10 protein-coding genes and 1 pseudogene are annotated in these 12,731 nt (G+C 72.9%); 5 read left to right on the top strand and 6 right to left on the bottom strand.

Translation table 11 applies throughout. The features are described from left to right. Positions 1 to 69 precede the first annotated feature (69 nt). The 3 genes from BGP03_RS30930 to BGP03_RS30920 are packed head-to-tail and all read left to right on the top strand — an operon-like array spanning position 70 to position 3,314. On the top strand, positions 70 to 1,659 hold the full coding sequence (locus BGP03_RS30930) for an AMP-binding protein (RefSeq protein WP_296374078.1): 1,590 nt from the start codon (positions 70 to 72) through the stop codon (positions 1,657 to 1,659). 9 nt (positions 1,660 to 1,668) lie between these two features. Continuing rightward, positions 1,669 to 2,280 carry a TetR/AcrR family transcriptional regulator gene (locus BGP03_RS30925; protein ID WP_296374080.1) on the top strand — a complete coding sequence of 204 codons (612 nt, stop codon included), beginning with the start codon at positions 1,669 to 1,671 and terminating at the stop codon, positions 2,278 to 2,280. Further along, the gene (locus BGP03_RS30920) at positions 2,277 to 3,314 is read left to right on the top strand and encodes a TIGR03617 family F420-dependent LLM class oxidoreductase (RefSeq protein WP_296374082.1); all 1,038 of its coding nucleotides are present in this window, start codon (positions 2,277 to 2,279) and stop codon (positions 3,312 to 3,314) included. The genes BGP03_RS30925 and BGP03_RS30920 overlap by 4 nt, the downstream gene beginning before the upstream one ends. Here the strand turns inward: BGP03_RS30920 and BGP03_RS30915 are convergent. Next, a complete protein-coding gene (locus BGP03_RS30915; protein WP_298798730.1) occupies positions 3,295 to 4,815 on the bottom strand; it encodes an acyl-CoA synthetase in 1,521 nt (506 codons plus the stop codon). The two genes, BGP03_RS30920 and BGP03_RS30915, sit on opposite strands and share 20 nt — an antisense overlap. Continuing rightward, a pseudogene (locus tag BGP03_RS30910) lies at positions 4,816 to 4,977 on the bottom strand (acetyl-CoA C-acetyltransferase); the annotation flags it as partial. Between the two features lie 85 nt (positions 4,978 to 5,062). Here BGP03_RS30910 and BGP03_RS30905 point away from each other — a divergent pair. Further along, a complete protein-coding gene (locus BGP03_RS30905; protein WP_298798728.1) occupies positions 5,063 to 5,848 on the top strand; it encodes an enoyl-CoA hydratase-related protein in 786 nt (261 codons plus the stop codon). Positions 5,849 to 5,884: 36 nt separating this feature from the next. Beyond that, positions 5,885 to 6,538 (top strand): GntR family transcriptional regulator, encoded by a 654-nt coding sequence (locus BGP03_RS30900; RefSeq protein ID WP_296374088.1) that lies wholly within the window; start codon positions 5,885 to 5,887, stop codon positions 6,536 to 6,538. Positions 6,539 to 6,711: 173 nt separating this feature from the next. Here the strand turns inward: BGP03_RS30900 and BGP03_RS30895 are convergent, their stop codons facing one another. Genes BGP03_RS30895 through BGP03_RS30880 form a run of 4 tightly spaced genes read right to left on the bottom strand, consistent with a single transcriptional unit; the run spans position 6,712 to position 12,731 of the window. After that, positions 6,712 to 9,162: an FAD-dependent oxidoreductase gene (locus BGP03_RS30895; RefSeq protein ID WP_298798726.1), complete on the bottom strand. Its 2,451-nt coding sequence runs from the start codon at positions 9,160 to 9,162 to the stop codon at positions 6,712 to 6,714. After that, the gene (locus tag BGP03_RS30890) at positions 9,159 to 9,752 is read right to left on the bottom strand and encodes a sarcosine oxidase subunit gamma family protein (protein ID WP_298798724.1); all 594 of its coding nucleotides are present in this window, start codon (positions 9,750 to 9,752) and stop codon (positions 9,159 to 9,161) included. Before BGP03_RS30890 ends, BGP03_RS30895 begins: the two co-directional genes overlap by 4 nt. Further along, positions 9,745 to 12,492: a 2Fe-2S iron-sulfur cluster-binding protein gene (locus tag BGP03_RS30885; RefSeq protein WP_296374094.1), complete on the bottom strand. Its 2,748-nt coding sequence runs from the start codon at positions 12,490 to 12,492 to the stop codon at positions 9,745 to 9,747. The genes BGP03_RS30890 and BGP03_RS30885 overlap by 8 nt, the downstream gene beginning before the upstream one ends. Continuing rightward, positions 12,489 to 12,731: a sarcosine oxidase subunit delta gene (locus BGP03_RS30880; protein WP_296374096.1), complete on the bottom strand. Its 243-nt coding sequence runs from the start codon at positions 12,729 to 12,731 to the stop codon at positions 12,489 to 12,491. Before BGP03_RS30880 ends, BGP03_RS30885 begins: the two co-directional genes overlap by 4 nt.

The raw sequence follows: 12,731 nt of genomic DNA, 5'->3' as shown, positions 1-12,731 counted from the left end.
CCCAGCCCCGACCGTCCCGGCCAGGACCGACACGACCGGCTTTTTCAGGAGCGTCCTAGGGAGCCCCCCATGACGACACCGAGGTCGGAGTGGCTGCCCGAGACCGACGTGCCGCTGGTGGAGGGCACGGTCGGCGGGCTGCTGGTGGAGCAGGCGAAACACCACCCCGACGTCGTCGCGCTCATCGGCACCTCCCACGCCGGCGAGGACCGCCGCTGGACCTACGCCGAGCTGCTCGACGCGGCCCGGCACGCGGCCGGGAGCCTGCTGACGGTGGCCGATCCCGGTGACCACGTGGCCCTGTGGGCGCCGAACGTGGCCGAGTGGCCGATCGTGCAGTACGCGGCGGCGCTCGCGGGCGTCACGCTCGTGGCGCTGAACCCGGCGCTGCGCCCGGCCGAGCTGGAGTACTGCCTGCGGCTCTCGCAGGCGTCGGTGCTGGTCCACGCCGACCGCGCGCGCACCTACGACATGGCCGCGGTCGTGGCCGAGGTGGCGCCGACGATCCCGGACCGGCTCGAGGTGATCAGCCTGTCCGACGCCGGGCGGCTCCACGGCAGCCCCGTGCAGCCGGAGGAGCTCAGCTCCCCGGAGTCGCCCGCGATGATCCAGTTCACCTCCGGCACCACCGGCCACCCCAAGGCGGTGCTGCTGTCGCACCGGTCGCTGGTGAACAACGCGCGGCTGACGATGCTCACGGCCGAGGTCGAGCCGGGGGCGGTCGCCATCGCGCCGCTGCCGAGCTTCCACACCGCGGGCTGCGTGATCTCGCACCTCGGGCCGGCGGTCCTGGGCGGGACGATGGTGCTCATCTCGACGTTCGACCCCTCGGCGGTGCTACGGGCCATGACGGAGCACGGCGCATCCGTGCTGTTCGGCGTGCCCACCGTGCTCGCCGCCGTTCTGCAGGCGGCCCGCGCTTCCAGCAACCCGGTGCCCCAGCTGGCCACCGTGCTGGTCGGGGCGTCCACCGTGCCGGGCAGCATGATCGAGGCCGTCGAGCAGACGTTCGGCGCGTCCGTGCACAACCTCTACGGCCAGACCGAGCTCTCCCCCGTCATGTGCCTGACGCGCCGCTCCGACACGCGCGAGGACCTCGTCACCAGCGTCGGCCGGCCGCTGCCGCACACCGGCGCGCGCATCGTCGACCCCGTGACGGGCGCGGTGCAGCCGCTGGGCGTGGCCGGCGAGGTCTGCGCCCGCGGCTACAACCAGATGATCAGCTACTTCGACGACCCGGAGGCCACCGCCGCCACCGTCGACGCCGAGGGCTGGCTGCACACCGGCGACCTCGGGTCCATGGACGCCCGCGGCCTCATCACGCTCTCGGGCCGGCTCAAGGAGCTGATCATCCGGGGCGGGGAGAACATCTCCCCCGCCGAGATCGAGATCGCACTCGCCGCCCACCCGGCCGTCGCCGAGTCCGCGGTGGTCGGGCTGCCCGACGAGACGTGGGGCGAGATCGTGGCCGCGGTCGTCACCACGCACGGGCCCGCCGCTCCCGACCTGGAGCGGCAGCTCACCGAGCACTGCCTGTCCCGCCTCACCCCGTTCAAGGTGCCGGTGCGGTGGTTCTTCCGCGACGAGCTGCCGCACACCGCGTCGGGCAAGGTCCAGAAGTTCGTGCTGCGCGACGAGCTGACCGCCAGGTCTTCGTAGACTCCGATCATGGCGGCGACCGTGTCCAAGTCCGCGCGCACCCGCGAACGCATCCTCGACGCGGCCGCCGAGGTGTTGAACCGCAAGGGCTACGCGGGCACGCGGCTGTCCGACATCGCCGAGGTGGCACAGCTGCAGGCCCCCGCCATCTACTACTACTTCCCGTCCCGCGACGACGTGATCCAGGAGGTCGTCCAGGTCGGGCTGCGGCGCACGATGGCCCACGTCGAGGCGTCGCTGGCCGCGCTCCCGTCCGGCGTCGCGAGGATGGAGCGCATCCTCGTCGCCGTCGCCGCGCATCTCGAGGTGGTGCTGCAGGACTCGGCGTACTCGTCGGCGGCCATCCGCAACGCCGCGCAGCTCCCGCAGGCCATCCGCGACGTGCAGCTGCTCGACGAACGTCGCTACGGCGCGCTGTGGCGCACCCTCATCGACGACGCGGTGGCGGCGGGCGAGGTCAACCCCGACCTGGACCCCCGCGCCGCACGGATGCTGGTGATCGGCGCGCTGAACTGGGCGCCGGAGTGGTGGGACGCCGGGCGCGGCACCCTGGCCGACACGGTGCGGACGGCCCAGCTGATCGTGCGCAACGGCCTGAAGATGGAAGAGTCGGCCCCATGAAGTTCGACATGATGAAGGGCCCCTCGTCCTGGACCCACTCCGCCGGCATCGCCCGCGCGGTCGGCGAGGCCGGGCTCTCGGGCATGGTGTTCACCGAGACCAGCCAGACGCCGTGGATGTCGCTGGCCGCCGCCGCGATGGCCGCGCCCGAGCTGGAGCTCTCCACCGGCATCGCCGTGGCGTTCCCCCGCAGCCCGATGGTCAGCGCCGCGATCGCCTGGGAGCTCGCCGGCAACACCCGGGGCCGTTTCCGGCTCGGCCTGGGCACGCAGGTCCGCGCGCACGTCGAGCGCCGCTACTCGGCGGAGTTCGAGCACCCCGGGCCGCGGCTGCGCGACTACGTGCTGGCCGTCCGCGCGTGCTTCGACGCCTTCGCCGGCCGGGGGAAGCTCGCGCACGAGGGCGAGTTCTACAACCTGTCGCTGCTGCCCGCGGCCTGGGTGCCGCCGTCGCACGACTTCCCCGACATCAAGATCGACATCTCGGCCGTGGGCGACTGGATGTGCCGGATGGCCGGCGAGGTGGCCGACGGCATCCACGTGCACCCGCTGCACTCCGTGCACTACCTCACCGAGCGGCTGCGCCCCGCGGTGGCCGAGGGCTGCGCGCGGGCCGGCCGGCAGGTGTCCGACGTCGACCTGATCGTGCCGGTGTTCGTCGTCGCCGGCGACACCGCCGAGGAGCGCGCCCCGCTGCTGCGTCGCGCGAAGGAGCAGATCGCCTTCTACGGCTCCACGAAGAACTACAGCTTCCAGTTCGACGACCTCGGCTTCACGGGCCTGTCGTCGCGCCTCAACGACCTGCTCAAGGCCGGCGACCTCGACGGCATGCGCGACGCGATCACCGACGACATCGTGGAGCAGTTCGCGGTGGTCGGGCGCTGGGACGACATCCCCGCCGTCCTGACCAGCCGCTACGACGGGGTCGCCGCGCGGCTGGTCACCTACCTCGCCGAGGAGACGATCGACGCCGACCCGAAGGCCGCCGCCCGCTGGGGCGAGATCGCCCGCGCGATCACCCGTACTGCTTCCTGAGCTCGCCCTTGACGAGCTTCCCCGTCTCGGTGCGGGGCAGCTCGTCGACGAACCGCACGCTGCGCGGCGCCTTGTAGGAGGCGATCTTCGACTTCACGAACGCGATGATCTCCGCGCCGAGCTCGTCGCTGGGGTCCACCCCGGCGGCGAGCTGCACGAACGCGGCCACCGACTCCCCCATCTCGGGGTCGGGCAGACCGATCACGGCCACGTCGTGGATGGCCGGGTGCAGCGCGAGGACGTTCTCGGTCTCCTGCGGGTAGATGTTCACCCCACCCGAGATGATCATGAAGGACTTGCGGTCGGTGAGGAACAGGAAACCGTCCTCGTCGAGGTAACCGACATCGCCGAGGCTGGCCCAGTTCGGGTGTTCGGGGTGCTGGCCGGCGGCGGTCTTCTCGGGGTCGTTGTGGTAGGTGAACGGGACGGTCTCGCGCTCGTAGTAGACGGTCCCCACCTCGCCCGCGGGCAGCACGACGCCGGCGTCGTCGCAGATCCGGACGGTGCCCATCACCGCCCGGCCGACCGTGCCGGGCTTCGTCAGCCACGTCCTCGAGTCGATCATCGTCATGCCGTTGCCCTCGGTGCCGGCGTAGTACTCGACGAGGACCGGACCCCACCAGTCGATCATCTTCTGCTTGACCTCGACCGGGCACGGCGCCGCCGCGTGGATGGCGACCTTCAGGCTGGAGACGTCGTAGCGGGTGCGGTCGTCGTCGGGCAGCTGGAGCATGCGCACGAACATGGTGGGCACGAACTGCCCGTGGGTGACCGACCGCTCCTCGATGGTGCGCAGCGCCGTCTCGGCGTCGAACCGGCGCATCATCACCACCGTGCCGCCGTGGGCCTGCACGGCGCCGCTCCAGCGCAACGGCGCGGCGTGGTAGATCGGGGCCGGGCTGAGGTAGACGGCATCCGGGTTCACCCCGAAGAACTGGCCCGCCAGCCCGACGAGCGAGTCGCCCGGGTCGTCCACCTGCGCCCCGGACAGCATGGGCCGCACCCCTTTGGGCCGGCCGGTGGTGCCCGACGAGTACAGCATCGTGGCACCGTAGGGCTGGTCGTCGAACGGCACGTCGGACGCCGCGGCCAGCGCGTCGTCGTAGGAGCCGTAGCCGTCGACCGGGCCGTCGAAGGCCAGCTTCAGCCCGGCGGCGCCCGCGACCTGCGTGGCGAGCTCCGCCTTGCCCGCCGAGACGATCAGGGCCTTCGCGCCCGAGTCGTCGACGATGTAGCCGACCTCACCGGGGGCGAGGTGGTGGTTGACCGCGGTGACGTAGAGCCCGGAGCGCAGCGCCGCCCAGTACACCTCGAAGGCGTGCAGGTTGTTCTCGGTGAGCAGCGCGACGACGTCCCCGGGCCGCAGGCCCGCGTCGTGCAGGACGTGGGCGAGGCGGACCGAACGCTCCTCCAGCTCGCCGTAGGTGAGCGTCTCACCGGTCTCGACGAGGACGGCGGCGATCTTGTCGGGACTCTGCGCGGCATGGGTTCCGGGGAACATCTACAGCCTCTCGATGATCGTCACGTTGGCCTGGCCGCCACCCTCGCACATGGTCCGGAGGCCGTAGCGGCCGCCGGTGCGCTCCAGCTCGTGCGGCATCGTGGTCATCGACCGCGCGCCGGTGGCGCCGAGCGGACGGCATAGCGCGATCGCGCCGCCGTCGGGGTCGACGATGTAGGCCTCGCCCATGATGCCTCCCGTTTTGAAGTGAGACTAAACTCCGGGGGACGCCTGTCAAGGAGGGCCCGTGTCCGACATCCGCTACGCCGTCACCGACAGTGTCGGCCACATCGAGCTGCACCGGCCCGAGGCCCTCAACGCCTGGACCCCGGCGATGGGACGCGAGCTGCTGGACGTCGTGCGGGCGGCATCGGCCGACCAGGCGGTGCGGGCGATCCTGGTAACCGGGGCGGGCCGGGCGTTCTGCGCGGGCGCCGACGTGAAGGACGCGCGCGAGCTCACCCCCGACGGCGTCCCGGACCTCTCGACGCGCCTGCGCGAGATCTACAACCCGGTCATCCTGGCGCTGCGGGCCGCCCCGAAACCGTGCGTCGCCGCCGTGCACGGGGCGTGCGCAGGCCTGGGGGTGTCGCTGGCGCTGGCGTGCGACGTCGTGATCGCCGCCGACGACGCCTACCTCCTGCTGGCGTTCGTCCGGATCGGCGTGATGCCGGACGCGGGTGCGACGGCGTTCCTCGCCGAGCGCGTCGGGCTGGCCCGCGCCGCACAGCTGTGCATGCTGGGTGAGAAGCTCCCGGCGTCGACGGCACTCGACTGGGGACTGATCAACGCCGTGCACCCGGCCGCGGAGCTGCCCGCGGCGGCGCGCGCCCTGGCCGGGCGGCTCGCGGCCGGGCCGACGGTCGCGCTGGCGGGCGCGAAACGGGCGTTGCACGCCGTCGCGCAACGACACCTGGCCGAGCAGCTCGAGCTGGAGGCCACCCTGCAGCAGGAGAACGGCGGCACCCACGACTACGCCGAGGGCCGGGCCGCGTTCGCGGAGAAGCGCGCGGCGCGATTCCTGGGCCGATGACTCATATATCTATCGGCCAACACCTATGATTCCGAGGTGACCACCGACCTCGCCCCGCCGACCTCCCTGGCCGAGCAGGCGTACACGGCGATCCAGGACCGGCTGATCATGCTCGACATCCCGCCGCTGGCCGCGATCGACGACGTCGCGCTCGTGGCGTCGCTGGGGATCGGGCGCACGCCGGTCCGCGAGGCGCTCAAACGGCTGGAGAGCGACCGGCTGGTGGTGTCGTACCCGCGGCGCGGCACGTTCGCCACGGGCGTGGACATCACCGACCTCGCCCACATCTCCGACATCCGCGTGCAGCTCGAACCGCTGGCCGCGCGGCGGGCGGCGGAGGGGGCGACCGGGGCGGTGCGTGCGGAGCTCGCCGAGCTGGCCGACCGCACCGAGACCCTCGACGTCCGCGGGATGGGCCGCACCGAGCTGATGCGCTGGGACCTGCGCGTGCACCGCACGATCTACCTCGCGGCCGGCAACCCCCACCTCGCCGACACCCTGGTGCGCTACGACAACCTGGCCACCCGCATCTTCTGCCTGTTCCTGGACCGGATGACCGACTTCGACAAGCACGTCGGCGAGCACGCGGGGCTCCTGCGGGCGGTGGCCGCGGGCGACGCCGCGGTGGCCGAACAGCTCTCCCGCGACCACGTCGTCGGCTTCGAGAAGGCCATCCGCGCGCTGCTGTAGGCCATGATCACCGTCGGCCGGACCCGGTGTGCGGCACCCGGTCCCCGGACGACGATCACGAGGTGGGGCGGGCGGCGTGATCGCCGGTTGGGGACAGCGCCCCTGCCCGGCACCGCTCCGCGTCCCGCAACGGCGTCCCGGAACGGCGGTCGGGCGCGGGACACCCCGGCCGGTCACCGGCGGATGCGGGCCATCTCCGGGTCCACCAGCACGTCGGGCGCGACCGTGCCCGCGATCCTCCGGTCGAAGTACGCGATCTCCACCGGTGTGCCGGGCACCGCGGCGGCGGGGAGCCAGGCGTAGGCGATCGGGCGGCCCACCGTGTGGCCGAACGCCGCACTCGTCACGTAACCGGCCGGTGCGCCGTCGAGGTACACCGGCTCGTGGCCCAGCACCACCGACGTCCCGTCGTCGACCGTCAGGGTGCTCAGCCGGCGCGTCACCGTCTCGTCGGAGATGCCGGCGAGGGCCGCGCTGCCCGTGTACTCCCCCGGCCGCACCGCGAAGCCGAGGCCGGCCTCGTAGGGGTTGTGCTCGGTGGTCATGTCGTGGCCCCAGGAGCGGTAGCCCTTCTCGATGCGCAGGCTGTTGAACGCCGCGCGCCCGGCCGCGATCACGCCCAGCGGCTGCCCGGCCGCCCAGAGCACATCCCAGAGCCGTTGCCCGTACTCGGCGCTGGTGTAGATCTCCCAGCCGAGCTCGCCGACATAGGACAGTCGCAGCGCGGTGACCGGAACCCCGCTGATGTGGGCGGAGCGGCCGCGGAAGTACTTCAGCCCCTCGTGGGAGAAGTCGTCGCTGGTCAGCGGCTGGACGAGGTCGCGGGCCAGCGGGCCCCAGACGCCGATGCAGCAGGTGCCGCCGGTGCTGTCGCGCACCTGCACGTCGTCCCCTGCCTCCCGCTGGAAGTGGTCCAGGTCCAGGTTGCCGTTGGCGCCCACCTGGAACCGGTCGACACCGAGGCGGGCCACCGTCAGGTCGCTGCGGACGCCACCGGCGTCGTCGAGGGCGAGGGTGTAGGTCACCGAGCCCACCGACTTGTCCATCTTCCCCGTGGTGAGGCGGTCGAGCAGGCCGACCGCGCCCGGGCCGGTGATCTCCAGGCGCTTGAGCGGCGTCATGTCGTAGAGGGCCACGCCCTCGCGGGTGCGCCAGGCCTCGGCGGCGGCGATCGGCGAGTGGAACTTCGCCGACCAGGCGTCGCGGGCCGGGGGCCGCCACGCGTCGGGCAGCTGGTCCACCAGCGGAGCGTTGGCCTCGTACCAGTGCGGCCGCTCCCAGCCCGCGGCCTCCAGGAACACCGCACCGAGCTCTTTCTGCCGGGCGTGGAAGGGGCTGACGCGCAGGTCGCGCGGGGAGAGCTTGGGGTCGAGCGGGTGGAGGATGTCGTAGACCTCGACGAAGTTCTGCTGCGCCGTCTCGTGGACGTACCCGGGCGCGAGCTGCACCTCCTCGAAGCGGTGCACGTCGCAGCCGTGGAGGTCGATCTCGCTGCGCCCGTCCACCAGCAGCTGCGCGACGGCGCGGGCGACGCCGGCGGAGTGCGTGACCCAGACGGCCTCGGCGATCCAGAACCCGGCGACGTCGGGCGACTCGCCGATCAGCGGGCCGCCGTCGGGAGTGAAGGAGAAGACGCCGTTGAACCCGGTGTCGATCTTCGCGGTGCGCAGCGACGGCAGCAGCAGCCGGCTCTGCTCCCAGGCCGGGGCGAAGTCCTCCTCGGTGAACGGGAGCATCGACGGCATGGCCGCGGCGGTGATCTCACCGTCCTCGTCCAGACCGGAGAGCGAGACGGGCATGGGCCGGTGCGAGTACGAGCCGATGCCGAGCCGGTCGGCGTGCTCGCGGTAGTAGAGGTCCTGGTCCTGGTGGCGCAGGATCGGCAACCGCGCCTCGACCGCCTCGTCGGCGCCGCCGGCCAACGCGGCGACCTGCCCGGTGCGCACGTACTGGTGCGCCAGCGGCAGCAACGGCACGGCCATCCCGACCATCTCCCCCACCGCCGGGCCCCAGAACCCCGCGCACGAGACGACGACGTCGGCGGGGATCTCGCCCTGGTCGGTCTGCACGCCGGTGACCCGGCCGCCGGCCTGCGCGATGCCCGTGACACGTGTCGAGCCCCGGAACACGGCGCCGCGCGACTGCGCCCGCCGCGCCAGCGCCACCACCGCGCGGGCGGCCCTGGCCAGCCCGTCGGTGGGCGTGTGGAGGCCACCGAGGACCTGCTCGGCGTCCAGCAGCGGGTGCAGCCGCACGCACTCCTCGGGGGAGACCACCTCGCCCGGGATCCCCCAGGACGTGGCCCAGCCCTGCCGTCGGTGCAGGTCGGCGAGCCGTTCCGGCGTGGTGGCGACCTCCAGGCCGCCGACCTGGTTGAAGCACCACGCGCCGTCGACGTCGAGGTCCAGGAACTTCTCCACGGTGTAGCGGGCGAACTCCGCCATCGTCTTGGACGGGTTGGTCTGGAACACGAGACCGGGCGCGTGCGAGCTGGAACCGCCGGTGAGCGGGAGCGGGCCCTGGTCGAGGACGGTGACCTGGTCCCAGCCGCGGGCGGTGAGCTCGTCGGCGAGGTTGGTGCCGACGATCCCGGCTCCGATGATGACGACGCGGGGGGAGGTCATTGCTGCTCCTCGGGGGTGAACTCGATGGCCGCGTCGAGCAGCCAGGCGGCGAGGTGGCCGGCGAACGACGGCCGGACCAGGAGGTGGAAGGCGTCGTCGGTATCGGCACGGGCGGCGGCGAGGACCACGCCGACCTGACCGACGGTGGTCTGCGCACAGGCGCCGGGCGGGAACACCGAGGGGTGCAGGTCGAGCGAGCAGCCCAGGGCCAGCAGCTCCCGGACCAGTGGCCCGGCCAGCCGCAGCCCGGTGCGCTGGGCGGAGACGTCCACCGCGGCGCCCCCGGCCGGGGCGACGATCCCGCGCAGCCGCGACTCCAGCTCCGTCGGCGTGTGGGCGTCGCTGTGGACCAGCCACTCGTCAGGTCCCAGCCAGATGATCCGGCCGGTCGGCGTCGCCACCCACGTGTTCGGGACCGTCGGCACGGCGGCACCGAGCACGTCGGTGACCGCCTCCACCGCTGCGCGGCCGAGGCGCAGGTCCATGGCCGCGACCAGCGGTTCCGCGGTGATCTCCAGGCCGTCCGGCAGCGCCGCGAAGGCCTCCCGCCAGGCGTGCAGCGGGTGGACCGGGCTCAGCGTGTCAGCCATCGCGGCGGGTTCCTTCCGGGTCCACGAGCACGGATCCGGCGACCTCGACGGGCACCAGCGTGCCGTCGACCGGCACGTGCACGACGTCGCCGATGCGGGCGCGTCCCGCCTTCATCAGGGCCAGCGCGAAGGGTCGGCCGAGCTCGGCGCTGTGGTAGCTCGACGTGACGTGCCCCAGCATCGGCACGGGCGGCGGAGGCAGGACAGCGTCCTCGACGATCTGCGAGCCCTCGGGCAGCTTCGTGGCGGCGTCCACCGGGAGCAACCCGACGAGCTGCTTGCGCAGCGGATCGAGGTTCGACGGGCGGGTGAAGGAGCGCTTTCCGACGAAGTCGGGTTTCTTCTTCGACACCGCCCAGCCCAGGCCGAGGTCGTGCGGGGTGACGGTGCCGTCGGTGTCCTGCCCGATGATCGGGTAGCCCTTCTCGGCACGCAGCACGTGCATGGTCTCGGTGCCGTAGGGCGTGATCCCGTGCGGCTCGCCGGCCGCGAGCAGCCGCCGCCACACCGCGTCGGCGTACCAGGAGCTGACGTTGACCTCGAACGCCAGCTCGCCGGAGAAGCTGATCCGCGCCACCCGGACGGGGACGCCGTCGAGGACCGTGTCGCGCCAGGCCATGAACGGGAACGCCTCCGCCGAGGCGTCGAGGTCCGGGAAGACGGCGCCCACGACGTCGCGCGAGCGCGGCCCGACCACCGGGATCACCGCCCACTGCTCGGTGACCGACGCGAGGTGCACACGCAGGTCGGGCCACTCGGTCTGGTGCCACTCCTCCATCCAGTCGAGGATCGTCGCGGCGCCGCCCGTGGTGGTGACCACGAGGAAGCGGTCGTCGGCGATGCGCAGCACGGTGCCGTCGTCGATCACCATGCCGTCGGCGCCGCACATCACGCCGTAGCGCGCGCGGCCGACCGCCAGGTTGCTGATCATGTTGGTGTACAGGCGGTCCAGCAGCACACCCGCGTCGGGACCCTGGACGTCGATCTTGCCCAGGGTCGAGCCGTCGAGGATGCCGACGCCGGTGCGCACGGCCGCGCACTCGCGCAGCACGGCGTCGTCCATGGACTCCCCCGGGCGCGGGTAGTAGCGCGGCCGCTTCCATTGCCCGACGTCCTCGAACACCGCCCCGGCCTCGACGTGCCAGGGGTGCAGGGCCGTCGTGCGCTCGGGATCGAAGAGCCTCCCGCGCTCGCGCCCGGCCAGCGCCGCGAACGCGACGGGGGTGTACGGCGGGCGGAACGTCGTGGTGCCCAGCAACGCGACCGGCACGCCCAGCAGCTCCGCCGCGACGCCGACGGCGACGATGCCGGAGGTCTTGCCCTGGTCGTGCGCGGTGCCGATGGTGGTGTAGCGCTTGATGTGCTCCACCGAGCGCATCCCGGCGCCGACGGAGCGGGCGATGTCGGCGACGGTGGCGTCGCGGGCGATGTCGACGAACTGTGTCGTCTGGTCGCCCGGGGTGCGCCAGAGCACCAGCCGGTTCGGCGCCGGTTCCCCGGCGGCCGCGCCGACGACCGTCACGTTCTCCAGCGGCTCGCCCGGCACGAACGCGCCGAGCGCCTCGTCGTAGCGGAGGGGCCCGCGGCCGTGGCTGAACAGGTGGGCGGTGGGGTTCCAGCCGCCGCTGACCAGCAGCAGGTCGCACGGGAGGCGCTCACCGTCGGCGAGGACGGCGTGGGTGACGTGCTCGACACCCTCCGTCCCGACGACGACGGCTCCGGGCCTCACGTCGACGCTGTGCTCTGCACACAGATGAGCACCGGGCTCTGCACACAGATGAGCACCGGGCTCTGCACACAGATGAGCACCGGGGTTCGGTGGACGCGTATCCGTGTGCAGAGCCTGCGCGGGGCGGGCGTCGAGCAGGGTGACCCTCGCGCCTGCGGCGGCGAGGTCGGCCGCGGCGTCGTAGGCGGCGTCGTCACTGGTGAAGACCACGATCCGCTGCCCGGCCAGCACGCCGTAGCGGTGCAGCATCTCGCGGGCGGCCCCGGCGAGCATGATCCCCGGGCGGTCGTTGTCGCAGAACACGATCGGCCGCTCGTGGGCGCCGGTCGCGACCACCACGTGCTTCGCGCGGATCCGGTGGACGCGCTGGCGCGACTGGTGCCGGGCGCCGTTGCGACGTTCCAGCGCGAGTACGAAGCCGTCGTCGTAGAGGCCGAAGGCGGTGGTGCGCTGCAGGTGCAGCACATCGGGGGTGGCGGCCAGCTCCGCGACGACCCCGGCCGCCCAGTCGAGCGCGGGTCGGCCCTCGATCTCCTCGGTGCCCCGCAGCGCGCCCCCGGCGTCCGGTCGGTCGTCGACCAGCACCACGCGTTCCCCCCGCCGCGCCGCCTCCCGCGCGGCGAGCAGCCCCGCCGGGCCGGCGCCGACCACCACGGTGTCGCAGTGGGCGTGCCGGCGGTCGTAGCGGGCGGTGTCGGGCACCTCGGCCAGCCGTCCGCGGCCGGGGATGCCGCGCGCGACCAGTCCGTCCGTCAGCTCGATGGTGGTGGCGAGCAGCATCGGCTCCGGGAACGGCTCCTCGACCTGCACGAGCCCGGCCGGGTCGTCGCTCCACGCCGCGACGACGCCCCGCGGGCGGCCGAGGTTGACGCTCGTGCCGATCCGGTGCACGCCGTTGGCCAGCAGCGCGGAGGCGAGGGTGTCCCCGGGGTGCCCGGTGTAGCCGACCCCGTCGAAGGTGAAGTGCAGCGTGACGGAGCGGTCGATGCGACCGCCGGTGGGGAGCCTCATCGCGCGAACCGGTAGGTCGCGGTGTCACGGACGGCGGTGAACCAGCGCCGGCAGCCCGCGCTGTGGCTCCACCGCTCCGTGAACGAGCCCTTGGGGTTGGCGCGGAAGAACACGTAGCGGGCCCAGTCCTCATCGGACAGTGCGGCGGGCTCGTCGGGGTATGCGACGCCGGCCTGCCCGCCGTAGTGGAACTCGACCTCCTCGCGGGGGCCGCACCAGGGGCACTCGATCAGCTGCAC

It is taken from the genome of Pseudonocardia sp. 73-21, from assembly GCF_001899645.1.
In the GTDB taxonomy this organism is placed as follows: domain Bacteria; phylum Actinomycetota; class Actinomycetes; order Mycobacteriales; family Pseudonocardiaceae; genus Pseudonocardia.
Note: the sequence above shows the minus strand (reverse complement) of the source record. Positions and strands in the feature narration are given on the sequence as shown.